Raw genomic sequence first — 17,040 nt, 5'->3', positions numbered from 1 at the left:
GCATCAGAACAATCAATAGAAGAGTGAACAATACAAAAGAATAAAAAGTTGTTATTAAAACTGTCATTAGCTGAGCAAGGTGAAGTTCAGTAAAAATTCAAACAAAAATTATTTGTGATACCGAAACAGGGTGATGAGCTTGCCCCATTTTTGGTAGCATGGTCTACAACAGCTAATTAGAGTAATCATGGATTGAAATGCGATATTTTCCTCTGTTCTTAGATTTAATTAATAAACCCGTTCTCGTCGTGGGTGGCGGTGAGGTGGCAAGCCGAAAGGTGGAAGCGTTGCTAAAGGCTGGGGCGGATGTGACTATCGTTTCTCCGACGTTGGTTGATTTTCTGTCTAAGCTTGCTTCTGAGCATCAACTGCGCTGGGTACAACGTTTCTATTCGAGTGACATTGTCACTAAAAACTTTGTTCAAGTGTGGGCGACGACAGACAATCCTGAGCTAAATCACCAAGTGTACAAAGATGCCAAAGAGCTAGGCATCTTGGTTAACGTTGTGGATGATAAGCCTTATTGTGATTTCATCACGCCGTCAATGATTAATCGTGGCCGCATCCAAATCGCTATCTCTAGTGGTGGAGCTTCGCCAGTTTTAATTCGAAACATCCGTGAAAAGCTTGAATCGATACTGCCACAAAACATGGGGTTGATGGCGGATTTTGCTAACTCAAAGCGAAACTCAATTAAAGAGGCACTGCCTAGCGTCGATTTACGCCGCAAGTTTTGGGAGCAATTTTTCTCGAATCCCGAGGTGGAAAACGCGCGAGGTAATCGTGAGTTAGAAGCAATTTACCAAGCGACCATGGCAACACCTTTAGATGAAAAGGGAAGTTGTACTTGGATACATGTTGGGAAAGATGTTGAGATGTTGCCAATAAAAGCCGTACGCTATATGCAACAAGCGGAGCTGGCTCTGTACTCAACTCGATGTGAAGCGAATGTGTTAGAACTAATACGCAGAGATGCAGAAAGAGAAGCTTTCTCGAGCGCTGCTGAGCTTTCGGATATGCTGGCCAAGGCTAAAGCTGAAAAGCTTCGAATTTGCGTGTTCATACCACAAGGAACGAGCGAATTCGTATTGCTGCAAGGGCAGGACTTGGTTATCTAGCAATGCCAAATGCTAAAAGTGGATACGTAGTTCGTTACACAAAAGCCAATAAAAAACGCCAGCGGATTATGCGCTGGCGTTTTTACTTACTTCTCAGATTGATTAATCACGGAAGTTGTTAAACTGGAATGGGATACCCATCTCTGCTTCACGAATCGCTGCCATTGTCGCTTGCAGGTCGTCGCGTTTCTTACCAGTAACACGTACTTTGTCGCCTTGAATAGAAGCTTGTACTTTTAACTTTGCGTCTTTGATAAGTTTCACTACTTTTTTCGCCGTTGGAGTATCAATACCTTGACGGAAAAGCAGAGTTTGGTGCCAGTTTTTACCAGTAACGTCTGGGTCTTGTGCATCCATTGCGTTCGCGTCAATGTTACGCTTCGCTAAGTGGCCGCGTAAAATGTCGCGCATTTGCTTAAGTTGGAAGTCACCTTCCGCAGACATTTTTACGTTTTCTTCTACTAGCTCAAAGCTCGCATTTACGTTGCGGAAATCGAAACGAGTAGACAATTCACGGTTAGCGTTATCAACGGCGTTACGTAGTTCAACCGTATCGATTTCAGAAACAATATCAAACGATGGCATGAAGATTCCTTGATTATTTTGTTATAGGGACTTTCGGGACTTAACAGCGCTTGCCAGCATATCTAGCATTGTAGCAGTGTCTTCCCAACCTAGGCATGGATCTGTAATAGACTGACCATACGTTAGGTTATTGATGTCAGTCATTGGCTGATTGCCTTCAAGAATAAAGCTTTCAGCCATGATACCCGCAATACGAGTGCTGCCTGACTTAATTTGGTTACAAATGTCTTGAGCTACGTCGATTTGTTTTCTGTGTTGCTTCTGACAGTTTGCATGGCTGAAATCCACAACCAAACGTTGTGGCAATCCAAACTCAGCTAAAGCATCACATGCTTGTTTGACTGATGCTTCATCAAAGTTAGGGCCTTTTTCTCCACCGCGCAGAATAATATGACCGTAAGGGTTGCCACTTGTGCGGTAAACCGTCATTCGACCGTTCTTATCTGGCGAGTAGAAGTAATGCGATGCTTTCGATGCGCGAATTGCATCAATTGCAATTTTTACGTTGCCATTTGTGCCATTTTTGAAACCAACTGGGCAAGATAGTGCCGACGCCATTTCACGGTGAATTTGTGATTCCGTTGTGCGAGCACCAATCGCGCCCCAAGTGATCAAATCCGCGATGTATTGGCCAGTGATCATATCAAGAAACTCAGTAGCAGTCGCAAGACCAAGCTTGTTGATATCCAGTAGTAGTTTACGAGCTTTATGAAGACCAGCTTCAAGTGCGTAAGAACCATCTAGGTTAGGGTCCGTAATCAAACCTTTCCAACCAACTACTGTACGAGGCTTTTCAAAGTAAGTACGCATCACGATAAACAGTTCGTCTTTGTACTTGTCTTGGATTTCACTCAGGCGAGTGGCGTAATCAATGGCAGCTTCAGTGTCGTGAACAGAACACGGACCTACAATCGCAAGAAGGCGATCGTCTTCACCCGATAAAATGTTTTCAATCTGACGACGAGATTGAGCGATACGGTCTGCAACGTCATCCGTAATAGGATGTACACTACCTAGCTCTGCTGGGGTAGGCATTGGACCCAAAGGTTGGGTTCTCAATTCATCTGTTTTTATAGGCATGTTATAGCTTTATTCTCTATTGCGAAGGGGTAAAGATAACGGAATTACAGGCAGGAATAAACCGTTTCACGGGAATCTTCGCCAGGAAATACCGAATTGTATACAAAGGTGTAGGTATTCATTTAAATGACTTATGTATAAATGACAAAACTTGATCATTAAATCAATATATATACATTTGAATTTATAACCATTTTATCTATCTCGCTGTAAGGTAATCTAAGTAACTGCGATAAACTTCATACCTCACGGGTGACGCCGTCACTTCCTGAAGGTTAAATAACTCGTGAGATCGAGCTTTTGTTAACATTTCTTTGACATCTATTTCTTTCGTTGATTAACTGGTCTGACTAGATTGGTAAGGAGACCAAAATGTTATCAGCTCTACGTCGTGCGAATTTGTATCTAAATCTGTTTGGCTTTTCAAAAGTGCCGCTGATTTGGCTTTGCCACCCTAAAATCATTGCGATAGATAGCAAGCATGTTGAGGTTCGTATCCCATTGCGCAGAAGGACGAAGAACCACCTGAATAGCATGTATTTCGGTGCTTTAGCCGTTGGCGCTGATGTTGCTGGTGGTTTTCTTGCTATGAGTAAAGCGCAAGAAAAGGGAGAAGCGATCTCGCTGGCATTTAAAGGTGTGAAAGCCGAGTTTTTAAAGCGCCCGGAAGCCGATGTGCACTTTGTTTGTAACGATGGTCATGTCATTGATGAGATGCTCGAGCACACCTTGGCAACGGGTGAACGAGTAAATCGTGACGTAAAAATTGTCGCGCTGTGTCCTAACTTACATGGTGACGAGCCAATGGCTGAATTCTCGCTTACTCTTTCGATAAAAAAAGCAGCCCAACAAAGAAAAGAGGCTGCCTAGTGGTTTGTGGCTCGCTTGTTTAAAGGTGGTGGCTTAATTGAGTTCAATCTTCTCGATAGAGACGATTTTGGAGCGATTTAAGACCACTTTCCAGCGGTAATAAACAGGCTCATCGGTGTGGTTGTCCTCTTTGACAATCACATTGAGCAAATGACGTTTCTCTACTGACTCTTTGGTTACTTGACCTTCATTTAAACGGTAAACTCGGTTTGAGCTTTTATCCATCAAGCGGATGATAGGGCGCAAACTGATGTTCAATGTTTCTCTCGTTTGTTCGTAACCACTCAAGAAAAGAGAGGTCGCCATTTCGGTTTTCTCGTGATAATGAAGAATCTGCTCTTCACGTTGCACGACGCGTTTTTTACGTATTCTTTGAATCTTATCCGGCAAGCTACTTAAGGTACGATAATCGAGCCACTCCAATTTTTTGCCAACCACTTTTTTCGTCGTTGGATCAACATACTTCTTACGCCATTTTGGCTTGCCTTTACGGATCCATCGCCACATGGCATCGCGTAAATCATCTTTAAAGATTTCTCGTAAAGCGTAAATAAAAGACATCGCGATAATGAATGAGGCAGAAATTTCCCCCAGATAATCGCGAGCGAGAATCACTGTCGAGGTCACGACAACCATCACTAAACCGGTTGCAATACCTTTGATAGCGCGCTTAATGTTGTTACCCATCGATATGGTTTCTTCACGAAGCACGATAGGGTGTTCAATCAATCGCCTTAGCAAGCGCATTTTGTTAGATAGGCGAGTAACGTCTTCAACGACTCTTGATGAGTTGTATTTGTTGAGTTTACGATGGGCTTGCTCTTTCTCACATAGCGTGATCAGACGCTTTTTGATCGTGCCATAGTCGCCTTCACGTGGTAGATGGGCCACCAGTGACAGGAACTTTTGCTCGGTATACCAAGACAGATAGTTATCGATGTTAACGTAGTAGCGTTTTAAGTTCTCTTCATAAGGAATAGAACGCCGCAAGCGCTTTAAGATCTCAAGCGTGAGCTCGATAACTTCGTCCACTTCATCTTCCGTTACGGAGTTGTTCTCATGCTTGTTTAAACTTGCTACCGCTTTGTCTAGCGCGATAACGTATTGGTAAGCGAACAAACTCAAACTTACTCGGTATTGCTGATTCGACAGGCGTCCACGTTTGGCAAGTCGACTGTGTACTAGCGGAAGAAGGATTTCAGTACTGTAATAAGATCGTTGCTGTGTGATTGAGGTGTAATAAAATTCGGATTCACTGATGATATCGGCGTTTAAACCAAGCTCACCAGGTATAAAAAAGTAAATATCTAGGTCGACACTTTTGCTCTTTGCGAGTGCATGACTGATTTTTAATGTTATTGAGTCTTGTTTATCGACGGTGACCAAAGAAAGCTCCTGACTTTGCTAAAGCATTCTTAACTTATGCGTTCCGTTGAGCAGGTAAGTATAAGAGTGCTAAAAGAGTGACTGGGGCATATAGCTGAACGACAACAGCATAACAGAGCACTATGCTTTTCTCTCTGATTTTCTTGTTAGTTTAGGTATAATTCCACGTAAATTTAAAAAGAGACAAAATCAATGATTAAAATTGGTCAAATTAACAGCTTAGAAGTCATTAAAAAGGCTGATTTTGGCGTATTTCTGGATGGCGATGATTACGGTTCTGTTCTACTACCTAGTAAGTATGTACCAGAGGGTACTGAAATTGGTGAGTATGTAGACGTATTTCTGTACTTCGATTCAGAAAGCCAACTTGCTGCGACCATTGAAAGACCAATTGCCCAAGTGGGTGAGTGGGGTTTAATGAAGATTGAGAGTGTGAATGCGACAGGTGCTTTTGTAAATTGGGGCATCAAAGAAAAGGACTTACTGATTCCTTTTAGTGAGCAACGCACTCGCTTCTCTGCCGGACAAACCATTTTAGTGTATGTTTATACCGACAAAGCGTCAGGTCGCATTGTTGGTACGACTAAGTTCAATAAATGGTTAGATAAAACTCCAGCGAATTATGAAGTTAACGAACAAGTTGATTTGATCATCGCAGAGCGTAGTCAACTTGGTTATAAAGCTATCGTTAACGGTAAGCATTGGGGCATGATTTTCCCATCGGATGTTTTTGGTAAGCTTTACATCGGTAAAAAGCTGAAAGGCTTTATTAAGCACATTCGTGAAGATGGTAAAATCGACCTTGCTCTACAAAAAGTAGGTGTGGCGAAAATGGACGATCTTTCTAGTAAGATCCTTGACCTGCTAGAGAAGAAAGGCGGATTTTTGCCTTTGAATGACAAGTCGTCTCCTGAAGCGATTTTTGATGCTTTCCGCACAAGTAAAGGGACTTATAAAAAGACCATCGGTGGCTTATACAAGCAGGGTAAAATTGTCATTGAGAAAGACGGTATTCGTCTAGCGTAGTCCAAACTCACGTATAGCGGATCTACAGCCAAAAAAACGGCCCAAACTTTTCCTTTTTTTGGGCCTAGGGGAAACGGCTCCGCAGAGCCTGCGCTAAACTTGTCCAACAATAATTTTGTTGGTGAACATAGAGAGAAATGCCACATCAAAGCATTACTTTGATACAACTAGTTTAGTACAGCGTGTCCGGATCGCTAGCGAGCCCACTTGTTTTCATACTTACGAATTAAAAAGCCATCGCAAATACGATGGCTTTTCATTTATTTATGGTTCGTTTTACGTCTTTTAAAATAAGTTCTTATCTCGTACTAATTCGCGAGGGAGACCATTCTTTATTCGGTTGCTTACCCACTTGCCAAGGCCAATAACTGCGCCTTGATAGGTGACAAGCACTTCGCCTTTACCTGTTTTCATTCCCTCAGGAATGGTTTGTGGGCGAACATCACGCCCCATGTACCATTCGCGCGCTTCTTCAATACTGAGTTCAATGGCGTTGCTTTCAGAACCTGTCGCCAGGGCAGTCGCGACTTGGTGTTGCCAACGGTAGCCATTTTTATGGGCTTCCGCGATCTTTATACCCATACGGGAGAAGCGTAATTCGCCGATCATCGCTTCTAAAGCATTAGGGAATAACCAGACATCTTTATCGCGAAGCCATACAGAACTGTCATTTGGAAGTTTAATACCTAACGCGCTTTGGAGTTGTTGAGCAATTTCTGTCGATTCTTTTTTTGAAGTTTTAGCAAAGGGGAATTTCCCCATGCGCTTTTTGACTTCTGGCGCCTCAACAGCAGCCTGTTTGCGAATTCTTGCAACAAAGAACCCTTCACAGTCGTAGACCTGCGGGAAAATATGCAAAAAGCCTTCTTCAGTTAGAGCTGCCTCTGCGTTTTCAAACAAGTTCTCAAGGCTTTCAAACTCTACAGCATCCCCAAAGGTTTCTTTCAAGTGTTGACAAACTTGTTGGTTTTCTTCTGTACTGAGCGTACATGTTGAGTAAACCATCACACCACCGGGCTTTAATGCATGGAAGGCGCTTTCAATAAGATCTTTCTGTGTGTCAGCGATGTCGAGTACGGAAGCTTGCGTCCAGTTTTTCATCGCATCTTCGTCTTTGCGAACGGTGCCTTCTCCAGAGCAAGGCGCGTCGAGCAAAACCGCATCAAATTGTTCTGGTAGCCAACCGCCAAAAACGCGCCCATCGAAGTTACTTAGTGCGGCGTTACGTACTCCACAACGTTCCACATTAGCGTGCAGTACTTTTACACGACTTGCGGCGTATTCATTGGCCACAAGCACACCTTCGTTGTTCATTAAAGCTGCAATTTGAGTGGTTTTTGAGCCTGGAGCGGCTGCGGTATCTAACACGGCATCGTAAGATTCATCATTCATAAACAGAGCAGATACCGGCATCATCGAACTGGCTTCTTGAATGTAGAATAAGCCAGACATGTGTTCTGCTGTGTTGCCTAATGGTACAACTGACTCGTCCGCTTCAATCCAAAAACCTGTGTCACACCAAGGCACGGGAGAAAGCTTCCAGCCTTTTGCTTCTGTTCGTTCTAGAAACGCTTCAACACTGATCTTCAACGTATTAACTCGAATACTTTTGCGCAGTGGCTTTTGGCACGACGCGATAAAGTCTTCCATGTTGAGGTGAGCAGGAAGAATAGTTTGGATTTTTTCCAGAAACGCGTCTGGGATGTAAACATTAGGATGCAATGTGGGATCTCGTTTGCAGAATTTGTGGCAAATAATATACGAAAGCGAAGCAGAAACGAATAGTGACAAGGGCCGAGCAATAAAAAAGAGCAGCGATTGCTGCTCTTTTAAAATGATCAAACTTCAATTGTACGTGAATTGAGCTTTATTCTACGGCTTCGGAATTGCTGTACGCCATTGAGTCCAACCTTCTTCAGCTTGTGGATACAAAAAGAAAGATTGCCCACTCTTTGCCGCTGGTGGAATAGTCGATTGCTCTGGCGTTGAAAACGCAATTCCTCCGCGAACTAAACTATCAAAGGTTCCCGCTTTGATGTTAGCGCCGGTAAGCCCGATGGAAACATCTACTCCTGAAACATTCCAGAACACACTGTTTTGACGAACGAGGTAAGCATATTCAGGCTGTATTTTGATAGTCGTGACGATGCGATCAGCAAATTCTCCTAGGCTTACGTCGGTCACTTGGCCAACTTCCATCTGGCGGTAAAGAATAGGGGTACCGACTTGTACTGAGCCTCTTTGTTCACTTTGTAACGTAAACATGATTCCATGCACGCGTTCTGAACTATTTTCTAATTGAAAATCAAATTTAGCTTTACCTTTACCTGGTTCAACACTGATGGATTTCGACACCAACGCCCCGAGGTTTTTAACGCCACCTAAACCAATTTCTGGTTCAGTTAGCCAAAAATGTGAGCCTTCAACTGCAATGTTTTCTACGTATTCAGGTAGGATCCTTGCAGTGACTTCAACCATGTTACGACGAAAATTCGGTACAACCAGAGTGATTTCACCAACTTTAACACCTTGATATTCAATCGGCATTCCTTTAGCAATCTCTTGCGAACCGTCGGTTTCTAAAGCAATGACGCGCCCAAACTTGCGAGCGGTTTTTTGATCAGAATACAGCTTCCAGTTTTCTCCGATTTTGTTTTCAACGCCTGGTACGGAGTCAAAAGCGATGCCACCTTCGATTAACGACTTCAAAGGGTGCGCTTTCACACTGACGCCAGCTAATGATGCATCTATCTCAATCCCTGAACGATTCCAAAAAACGGTTTGTGGCGTTACAAGATAAGCGAAGCGGTTTTCGATAGTAGCCTTAATTAGTACTCCGCCATCAACTAGTTGGAAATCGGAGACGTTACCAACTGGAAGATTACGATAGAGTAGAGGGCTGCCTTTGGAAATCGGCGGCAATTCAGAAGCAAATAGTGTTAGCGCCCTAGAGCCACTTTGATTGTACTGCGCCAATTCAGCCAATGATTCATTTTGGAACAGTTGATACTCTTTTTGAATATCCTGCTTGCCTTCGCTCACAAAACTAATTGACCCGGTTAACAACTGCTTTGCTGGAGGAACGGTAACGCTGAGCCCCGATTCAGTTAACTCTGCTGATGCACTGCCGGTTACATAAAAACGATTGTTTGATTTGATCAGATGTTTGTATTCATGGTCAATCAATACATCCATAAATACTTCGTGTTGTGATTTTTTATCTTCCTTAACTAGGCCCACTTTGATGATTGAACCAACAACGATGCCTTTATAAAGTACATTGGCACCGCTATCTAGGCCAAACGAATTGTCGGACACCAACCGAATCGCGATAGACTTTTCTTGCTGTTGGTTAAACACGTTTTTACGAATCGCAGTAAAGCGGCGAGAGCGTTCACCCGCGCCCGGTACGATCGTTAAGAAGTTTCCTCGCACTAAATTAGCAATGTTTTCAACACCAGAAAGGGACACCTTTGCTTCTTCTAAGACAAATCGAGTACCTGTCGTCAGCATGTCACTAAAAGCGGGTTGAATTGCCGCTGACGCCAATATCACTTCTCGGCCTTCGGAAAGGCTCAAGTCCGTAACTTGGCCAATTTCGATTCCGCGATACATAATTGGAGCGCCTTCTCCGCTGATCTTGCTGTCATCAGGTAGGACGATTTTAACCGCGATGCCTCGACCAGCAGTTTTCAAATCTTTATACAAACGGAACTCGGTGTTCTCTTCTACAGGCTCACCATCATCCGGAGAGTCGACGGCGATGGCGCCACCTAGTAAGGCACTCATGCTTTCTAGTCTTACATCGACACCTTCAAAACCGATGCTGGCACCAATTCCACTGACGTTCCAGAATCGACTGCGGTTGTTAATGATATGTCGGTATTGATCCTGAATGTTGGCTTGAATAGTGATAGATTTTGCATCTTCATCTAGCTGGTAACTGTACACTTCACCGATTGGGATTTTCTTATAAACAATTTGAGAGCCAACCGATACACCACCTAAATCACGGCTTTTGAGCTTAATATTCAAACCTTGAGAAACGCGTAAATCTGTTGGGGCAGAGTCTAACGCATGGAATGTTGTCTCAAACTCTTGACCATCTCCGGGTTGAATCGAGATGTAGTTACCTGAGACGAGCGCATCCAGTCCGGAAACTCCCGTTAGGCTGGCTGTTGGTTTTACTAACCAAAAGCGTGTTTTATCGTTCAGTAACTTTGCAGCTTCAGGATAGATATCAGCATCGACATAAATACTGCCGAGATCTTCGGTGAGGTTAATGTCTCTTACCATGCCGACTTCTAATCCTTGGTAACGGATAGTGGTTCGGCCGGCGACAAGACCAGCGGCATCAGAAAAATAGATTTGCACTCGTTGTCCTGCATCGTGTATCGACTTCACAACAAGCCAGCCAGCTAAGACCATGGTCAAAATTGGCAACAGCCAAAGAGGAGATATGCCTTTACTCCGCTTTACATCTGGTACGTATGACGTTTGAGAACTGTTCTGATCACTCATTCATTGACTCTTTTTCTGATTGTTTTGGGCTTGTTTGGTCCCAGATTAGCCTTGGATCAATACTTTCTGCTGCAAGCATGGTCAATACAACGACAACACCAAATGCTACCGCGCCATATCCTGGTGTGAAATCCAGTATCTGACCACGATCGACTAACGTCATCATGATAGAAATAACAAACAAATCCATCACAGACCATTTACCGATCCATTTAACAACAAAGTAAACCATCATTCGTTGTCTCTTAAACACCGAACGTTTGAATTGGATGCAAAGCATGATGTAGGCGAGCCCAAGTATTTTAATCACCGGGACAACGATACTGGCAACAAAAATGATCGCAGCGATTCCATACATGCCGCTTTTTACCAAACCAGCCACGCCTGAAAAAATAGTGTCCTCCAAACGCTTACCATTGGTAAGCAAGATGGAAATAGGGATCAGGTTAGCAGGGAAGATGGCGACCGTTGCTGCGATGAGGTAAGCCCATGTTTTCTGAATGGAGTTTGGCTTGCGATGATATAACTCGTGATGACAACGCTGGCAATGGTCACCTTCAGGTTGGGACAAGTGGCATTCATGGCAATGCACATCTTTATGCTCAAAAGCATATAAACTTTCTGGCTTCCAAGCTTCCCAATAACGACGGACGCTGATTCTTGAAACTAACAAAACGGTAAATATCTGCAAAAGAACCAGACCAATTAACCCTGGACCGACGAAAATGTCGGAATAATCTTGGAGTTTAAAACAGGAAATGGCGATGCTAACTAAGAACACATCCAACATAACCCAATGCTTCAAATGTTGAATTAGCCACAGTGAGATACGAAGCCCACGGAACCATCGTTGATGTAAAGAAATATGTGCCGTTACCACTGAAACACAAACCGTCAGTGGCGCAAGAGAGCTACAAAATAGAATGAGCAATGAAAGAAGAACAAATCCTTCTTCCATCAATGTGATCATCCCTGAAGGTAGGGTTGCCGGAATCATCACACCAAAGAGTCGGATGCTAATAAAGTTAAAAAAGTGCGATGGAATAAATAGTAGGATGCAGGTTATCGCGACGGCTAGATTACCAGAGAGGCTAGGGCTACCTCCGCGATATAATTGTGTACCACAACGAGGGCAGTGTGCATTTTTGCCATGGGGTAAGTCGACGATGTCGACAGGCAATTCACAACCTTGGCACAAACGTACGTTATTGGGTTGCATGGCGTGCTTAGACAGAGAGGTCATAACGACCTCTCTAGCTTGAACGATTTAAGCGTGGGACTGTATGCCCCCATATAAGGTTTGATATAAGCCTTCTTGCTCAACTAACTCACCATGAGTACCTGTTTGCGTCACTTTCCCATCTTCAAGCACGTAGATCAAATCGGCTTGTTTAACAGCGGACAGTCGGTGCGCAACGATTAATGTTGTTCTACCACGTAAGAACTCGGTCAGTGCTTTGTGTAAAGCCGCTTCAGTAGCGGTATCTAGCGCAGACGTGGCTTCGTCTAAAATAACAAATTGAGGATTACTCAGCACCATTCTAGCAATGGCCAGCCGTTGTCGTTGACCTCCTGACAAACGAATGCCATTACGACCAACTTGAGTATCCAAGCCGTGGTTCAGTTGAGAAATAACATCTTGCAGCTGAGCCACTTCAAGCGCACGCCAAAGTGACATTTCGTCAAAATCCCCACCAAGCGTTAGATTATGCCTCAAGGTGTCGTTAAATAGTATAGGTTGCTGTAATACCACGGCAATTTTGTCGCGAATTACTTCAAAACCAATATCTTCTGTTAATTCATCATTAAAGCGAATGCTACCGGAGTTTTGACGGTAAACCCCAATAAGTAATTGTATCAAGGTTGACTTACCACCGCCGCTTGCACCAACTAACGCCACTTTCTTTCCTGCCGGCATATGTAAAGAAAGATTATCTAGGACTTTGTTTTCATTATTGTAAGAGAAATTAATGTTTTCTACTTTAACATCAACTTCTCTACCTTCTTTGAAAGGATTTACCTTAGAAACCGGTCTCTGCTCTTCTTCTAACTCTAATAAGTCGTTGATGCGTTTTAATGCCGCTTTAGCGCTATACCAAGAAAACTGAATCCCAAGCAACTCTTGAACAGGAGACAGCATGAACCATAGGTAACCAAAAACGGCAAATATTTGGCCAATAGTAAGGTCACTGAACATGACCATTAACATTGCTACAGCTCTGAATAATTCAAAGCCGATCAAAAAGAGAAGGAAAGATACGCGACCAGCAGCTTCAGATTGCCAAGCATACTTGTCTGCATCAACGCGAACTTGGTTCGCACTGTCTTTGAGTTGCTGGAGAAATTCTCGTTCTTTATTGGCCGCGCGTAGTTGGTAGATTCCATCTAATGTTTCAACTAAACGGTTTTGGAAAATTTCAAAAGAATGATTTTCCTTCCGTTTCAGATGTTTAACCATACTGCCTAGTTTACGTGAGAAGTAAATGACAATAGGGTTAACTAACAGGATAAACAGACCAAGTCGCCAATCGAGCCAAAGTAGAACGATAGCAGTACCAATAACAGTCAGAAAACTGATAACGAATTTTGCTAACGTAGAACCAATAAATTTATCAATGGTCTCAATGTCAGTGATAAGGTGTGCGTTGATTCCTCCGCTACCTTTGGTTTCGTATTGTCGGATGCTGATACGGCCGAGTTTGTCGATCATTTTACTGCGCATCTCAAACGTGATGGTTTTTGAAACAAGCGTAAATTGTCGGCTTTGAAGGATATTTAATCCTTGGCTCGCAGCTCGCATAAGAACAACCAAGAACAGGGTGAAGAAAATATAGCCTGTCGGAGTGTGCCACGCTTCAGGGAGAATGGCATTCATGGCATCTAAACCTTTTGCAGGTTGGTCCAATAAGACCTCATCAACCATCAAAGGCATGAGGAGGGGAATTGGAACACTAATCAAGGTTGCAAGCACCGCTATCAAGTTCGCTATGATCAGCTTGGACTTGTGCTTTTTTACTTGTGTTATCAACCAAGAACGGCTAATAGTGTCATTTTTCAGAAGCATTGTAATTGAGAATAAGTCCTATTATAAAGTAGGGCTGCATTTTAGCGCCATACATTGAGAATGGAAGCTTTTATAGTAAGTAGGAAGTTAATATGAACTTAGAACAATACCAAAGACTAACCAAACAAGCTGTTGCTCTAATTGAGTCTGAACCAGACTTTATTGCGAACCTAGCAAACTTGAGCTCATTGCTTTTCATGGAACTTGACGATCTTAACTGGGCAGGCTTTTACCTAACAAAAGGTGAAGAGCTTATTCTTGGTCCGTTCCAAGGAAAACCAGCTTGTGTTCGTATCCCAATGGGTCGAGGCGTCTGCGGTACTGCTGCACAAACTAATACTATACAAAGAGTATACGACGTTCACGAATTTGAGGGGCATATTGCGTGCGATGCAGCGAGCAATTCAGAAATTGTGATTCCATTTTCTATTAATGGAAAGGTGGTTGGTGTACTTGATATTGATAGTCCAAGTATTGGCCGATTTAATGAAACAGACGAAGAAGGTCTCACTCATTTCATGGTTGAAGTAGAAAAGCTGCTTAATTCACACGCGAACGACGCATAAATTAGCCTTCGAGTGTGGTTTTTCCTTGGCATGTCACTATAATACGAGAATATTTTTTCTTAATGCTCGCGGAAATCCGCTCAAATCAGGACCCCTCATGACTGAAAAGTTAAAAAACAGCAAAGAAGTTATTGCATATATTGCTGAATGTTTCCCTAAGTGCTTTACTTTAGAAGGTGAAGCAAAACCTCTGAAAATTGGTATTTTTCAAGATCTTGCGGAACGTCTAAATGAAGACGAAAAAGTAAGCAAAACACAGCTTCGTGCAGCGTTAAGACAGTACACTTCATCATGGCGTTACCTACACGGTGTAAAACCAGGTGCAGTACGTGTAGACCTAGATGGCAACCCTTGTGGTGAGCTAGAAGAAGAGCACGTTGAACACGCGAAAGCGACACTTGCAGAAAGCAAGGCGAAAGTTCAGGCTCGTCGTAAAGAACAAGCACAAAAAGCTCGTGAAGAGGGTAAGGCGAAAGCGAAACCTGCGGCTAAAAAGCCTCAACAGCCTCGTCGTACTAATAAACCAAAAGTACAAAAACCAACTAAGCCTGTAGAAACGCGCGCTCTAAATGCTGATGAAATCACAGTAGGTAACGCAGTTAACGTGAACATGGGCAAAGGAAACATGGCAGCGACCATTGTTGAAATCAATAAGGATGATGTACGTGTTCAACTTGCTAACGGCCTACAAATGGTTGTGAAAGCGGAGCACTTGCGCGCATAAAGGAGATACTCCTACGCATGAATTGCCGTTCAAAAGTGACCCTGATTGCTGCTAGCTTATGGCTAGCAGCATCAGCTCAGGCTCTTGAAGCCAAACTACATAAAGATGACCTGCCGGTTCTTTCTCCTGAAGTTCAGCATGAAACAGCTAGCAAACGAGTCACCTCGCGATTTACCCGCTCTCATTATAAGCACTTCAGCCTCAATGATGATTTCTCTAAAGCGATATTTGAACGCTATGTAGAGTTGCTTGATTACAATAGAAATATTTTCACTCAAGCAGACATCGATTCATTTAAAAATTGGTCAGTCGAGCTTGATGATCAGCTTAAATCGGGCAACAACCAAATTGCTTTTGATGTTTACAACCTCTCAATGCAGAAGCGTTTCGATCGTTTTGCTTATGCGTTAACTCTACTCGATGAAGAGATCAAGTTTGATACCGATGACGAGATAGAGTTAGACCGCTCTGAGGCCGCATGGCCAAAAGACGAAGCAGAGCTCAACGAGTTGTGGCGCAAGCGTGTGAAATATGACGCGTTAAATCTGAAACTGACTGGCAAAGAGTGGCCAGAGATTAAAGAAGTTTTAGAGAAGCGTTATAACAACGCGATGAAGCGCATCACACAGACCAACAATGAAGACGCATTTCAGTTGTATATGAATGCCTTCGCGCGACAGGTTGACCCTCATACAAGCTACCTTTCTCCACGTAATGCCGAGCAATTTCAATCGGAAATGAACCTTTCTCTAGAAGGCATCGGCGCCGTTTTGCAAATGACAGACGATTACACAGTAATTCGTTCACTTGTTGTTGGCGGTCCGGCATCAAAGAGTAAGCAACTTGGTGAAGGGGACCGAATCACTGGTGTTGGACAAGACGGTGAAGAAATTGTCGACGTGATCGGTTGGCGTCTGGATGATGTTGTTCAGTTAATCAAAGGCCCTAAAGGCACAAAGGTTAATCTACAGATCTTGCCAGAAGGTAACGATGCGAAGAGTTACATTGTCACAATTGTTCGTGACAAAGTTCGCTTAGAAGATCGTGCGGTTAAGTCAGAAATCATCGAAAAAGACGGTAAGAAGATTGGTATTTTAGAAGTACCAAGTTTCTACGTCGGCTTATCGAAAGACACCGATAAATTACTAGCTGAGTTGAAAACCAAAAACGTTGACGGCGTAATCGTTGATCTACGTAACAATGGTGGTGGTGCGCTAACAGAAGCGACGGCATTGACAGGTTTATTCATTAAAGAAGGTCCTGTAGTTCAAGTTCGTGACAGCTATGGCCGCATCAAGGTGAATGCCGATACCGATGGAAAAGTGAGTTATGATGGCCCATTGACGGTATTGATTAACCGCTACAGTGCTTCAGCATCTGAAATTTTTGCAGCGGCAATGCAAGATTATAATCGTGCAATCATCTTAGGTGAAAACTCTTTCGGTAAAGGTACAGTTCAGCAACATCGTTCACTGAATCATATTTACGATCTTTTCGATAAAGAGCTAGGTTATGTTCAGTACACGATTCAGAAGTTTTATCGTATTGACGGTGGAAGTACGCAAAATCGTGGTGTTGCACCAGATATTTCGTACCCAACGCCAATTGAGGCTTCTGAAACAGGTGAAAGTGTTGAAGACAATGCTTTACCTTGGGATCAGATTGATAAAGCACAATATCAAACGTTTCCAAGTAACGACGCCTTAGTTGAAAAACTTACTGCTCTTCATAACAAGCGTATTTCTGATGAAATGGAGTTCCGCTTTATCAATGAAGACATCGAGAAATATCGTAAAGAAAAAGACGATAATACTTTGTCTTTGAACGAAAAAGTTCGTAAAGCTGAATCGGATAAAGCGGAAGCACTTCGTTTACAACGCATCAATGAGCGTCAAGCTGCTTTAGGTAAGGAAGCATTCAAAACATTGGATGATATACCTAAAGATTATGAAGCGCCTGATGTTTATTTAGATGAGTCTGTCGCGATTATGGTTGATCTACTCAAGCAGAAAAATCAGTCATAATAACTGGCAATTCAAAGTAAAAAGAGTGAGTCTTTCAGGCTCACTCTTTTTTTATGTCTTTTCATCTTTGTTTGTA

The 17,040-nt window shown here is 43.0% G+C and carries 13 protein-coding genes; 6 read left to right on the top strand and 7 right to left on the bottom strand.

Annotated elements, in window-relative coordinates; translation table 11 throughout:
* The first annotated feature begins 197 nt into the window (after nt 1-197).
* Entirely contained in the window at nt 198-1,118 is a 921-nt protein-coding gene (locus R7040_RS03130; RefSeq protein WP_318081217.1) for a bifunctional precorrin-2 dehydrogenase/sirohydrochlorin ferrochelatase, read from the top strand.
* Nucleotides 1,119-1,220: 102 nt separating this feature from the next.
* Here R7040_RS03130 and R7040_RS03125 read toward each other — a convergent pair whose 3' ends face one another.
* The gene (locus tag R7040_RS03125; RefSeq protein ID WP_005377415.1) at nt 1,221-1,703 is read right to left on the bottom strand and encodes a YajQ family cyclic di-GMP-binding protein; all 483 of its coding nucleotides are present in this window, start codon (nt 1,701-1,703) and stop codon (nt 1,221-1,223) included.
* A 21-nt stretch (nt 1,704-1,724) separates the two neighbouring features.
* The gene (locus R7040_RS03120; RefSeq protein ID WP_005390197.1) at nt 1,725-2,783 is read right to left on the bottom strand and encodes a 3-deoxy-7-phosphoheptulonate synthase; all 1,059 of its coding nucleotides are present in this window, start codon (nt 2,781-2,783) and stop codon (nt 1,725-1,727) included.
* A 372-nt stretch (nt 2,784-3,155) separates the two neighbouring features.
* On the opposite strand from R7040_RS03120, the gene R7040_RS03115 reads away from it, so the two are divergent.
* Nucleotides 3,156-3,653, top strand: coding sequence for a DUF4442 domain-containing protein (locus R7040_RS03115; RefSeq protein ID WP_005377418.1), 498 nt, complete (start codon nt 3,156-3,158; stop codon nt 3,651-3,653).
* A 33-nt stretch (nt 3,654-3,686) separates the two neighbouring features.
* Here R7040_RS03115 and R7040_RS03110 read toward each other — a convergent pair whose 3' ends face one another.
* The gene (locus R7040_RS03110) at nt 3,687-5,039 is read right to left on the bottom strand and encodes a hypothetical protein (RefSeq protein WP_005377421.1); all 1,353 of its coding nucleotides are present in this window, start codon (nt 5,037-5,039) and stop codon (nt 3,687-3,689) included.
* A gap of 192 nt (nt 5,040-5,231) precedes the next feature.
* Here R7040_RS03110 and R7040_RS03105 point away from each other — a divergent pair, with 192 nt between their 5' ends.
* A complete protein-coding gene (locus tag R7040_RS03105; protein WP_176310977.1) occupies nt 5,232-6,065 on the top strand; it encodes a S1 RNA-binding domain-containing protein in 834 nt (277 codons plus the stop codon).
* Between the two features lie 285 nt (nt 6,066-6,350).
* On the opposite strand, the gene rsmF is transcribed toward R7040_RS03105, so the two are convergent.
* The 4 genes from rsmF to R7040_RS03085 all read right to left on the bottom strand — a co-directional run bounded on the left by rsmF (nt 6,351) and on the right by R7040_RS03085 (nt 13,650).
* Nucleotides 6,351-7,787: a 16S rRNA (cytosine(1407)-C(5))-methyltransferase RsmF gene (gene rsmF / locus R7040_RS03100; protein WP_170890642.1), complete on the bottom strand. Its 1,437-nt coding sequence runs from the start codon at nt 7,785-7,787 to the stop codon at nt 6,351-6,353.
* 150 nt (nt 7,788-7,937) lie between these two features.
* Nucleotides 7,938-10,586, bottom strand: a complete 2,649-nt coding sequence (locus tag R7040_RS03095) for an MlaD family protein (protein ID WP_017634276.1) — start codon at nt 10,584-10,586, stop codon at nt 7,938-7,940.
* Entirely contained in the window at nt 10,579-11,829 is a 1,251-nt protein-coding gene (locus tag R7040_RS03090; RefSeq protein WP_005377429.1) for a paraquat-inducible protein A, read from the bottom strand. The genes R7040_RS03095 and R7040_RS03090 overlap by 8 nt, the downstream gene beginning before the upstream one ends.
* A 24-nt stretch (nt 11,830-11,853) precedes the next feature.
* Nucleotides 11,854-13,650: an ABC transporter ATP-binding protein gene (locus R7040_RS03085; protein ID WP_033905326.1), complete on the bottom strand. Its 1,797-nt coding sequence runs from the start codon at nt 13,648-13,650 to the stop codon at nt 11,854-11,856.
* A 92-nt stretch (nt 13,651-13,742) separates the two neighbouring features.
* On the opposite strand from R7040_RS03085, the gene R7040_RS03080 reads away from it, so the two are divergent.
* The 3 genes from R7040_RS03080 (at nt 13,743) to prc (ending at nt 16,964) form a co-directional block, all read left to right on the top strand.
* Complete coding sequence (locus R7040_RS03080; protein ID WP_017634278.1) at nt 13,743-14,216, top strand: GAF domain-containing protein; 474 nt, start codon at nt 13,743-13,745, stop codon at nt 14,214-14,216.
* Nucleotides 14,217-14,313: 97 nt separating this feature from the next.
* The gene (gene proQ / locus R7040_RS03075) at nt 14,314-14,940 is read left to right on the top strand and encodes an RNA chaperone ProQ (protein ID WP_005377435.1); all 627 of its coding nucleotides are present in this window, start codon (nt 14,314-14,316) and stop codon (nt 14,938-14,940) included.
* Nucleotides 14,941-14,957: 17 nt separating this feature from the next.
* Nucleotides 14,958-16,964: a carboxy terminal-processing peptidase gene (prc, locus tag R7040_RS03070; RefSeq protein WP_062730581.1), complete on the top strand. Its 2,007-nt coding sequence runs from the start codon at nt 14,958-14,960 to the stop codon at nt 16,962-16,964.
* Nucleotides 16,965-17,040: the final 76 nt, after the last annotated feature.

The organism is Vibrio sp. 1069 (genome assembly GCF_033340555.1).
Note: the sequence above shows the minus strand (reverse complement) of the source record. Positions and strands in the feature narration are given on the sequence as shown.

What these genes read in the sequence shown, in the direction of transcription:
- proQ (WP_005377435.1), top strand. Translation starts at nt 14,314, where the DNA reads ATGACTGAAAAGTTAAAAAACAGCAAAGAAGTTATTGCATATATTGCT.
- prc (WP_062730581.1), top strand. Translation starts at nt 14,958, where the DNA reads ATGAATTGCCGTTCAAAAGTGACCCTGATTGCTGCTAGCTTATGGCTA.
- R7040_RS03085 (WP_033905326.1), bottom strand. Translation starts at nt 13,650, where the DNA reads ATGCTTCTGAAAAATGACACTATTAGCCGTTCTTGGTTGATAACACAA.
- R7040_RS03090 (WP_005377429.1), bottom strand. Translation starts at nt 11,829, where the DNA reads ATGACCTCTCTGTCTAAGCACGCCATGCAACCCAATAACGTACGTTTG.
- R7040_RS03080 (WP_017634278.1), top strand. Translation starts at nt 13,743, where the DNA reads ATGAACTTAGAACAATACCAAAGACTAACCAAACAAGCTGTTGCTCTA.
- R7040_RS03120 (WP_005390197.1), bottom strand. Translation starts at nt 2,783, where the DNA reads ATGCCTATAAAAACAGATGAATTGAGAACCCAACCTTTGGGTCCAATG.
- R7040_RS03125 (WP_005377415.1), bottom strand. Translation starts at nt 1,703, where the DNA reads ATGCCATCGTTTGATATTGTTTCTGAAATCGATACGGTTGAACTACGT.
- R7040_RS03115 (WP_005377418.1), top strand. Translation starts at nt 3,156, where the DNA reads ATGTTATCAGCTCTACGTCGTGCGAATTTGTATCTAAATCTGTTTGGC.
- R7040_RS03095 (WP_017634276.1), bottom strand. Translation starts at nt 10,586, where the DNA reads ATGAGTGATCAGAACAGTTCTCAAACGTCATACGTACCAGATGTAAAG.
- R7040_RS03130 (WP_318081217.1), top strand. Translation starts at nt 198, where the DNA reads ATGCGATATTTTCCTCTGTTCTTAGATTTAATTAATAAACCCGTTCTC.
- R7040_RS03105 (WP_176310977.1), top strand. Translation starts at nt 5,232, where the DNA reads ATGATTAAAATTGGTCAAATTAACAGCTTAGAAGTCATTAAAAAGGCT.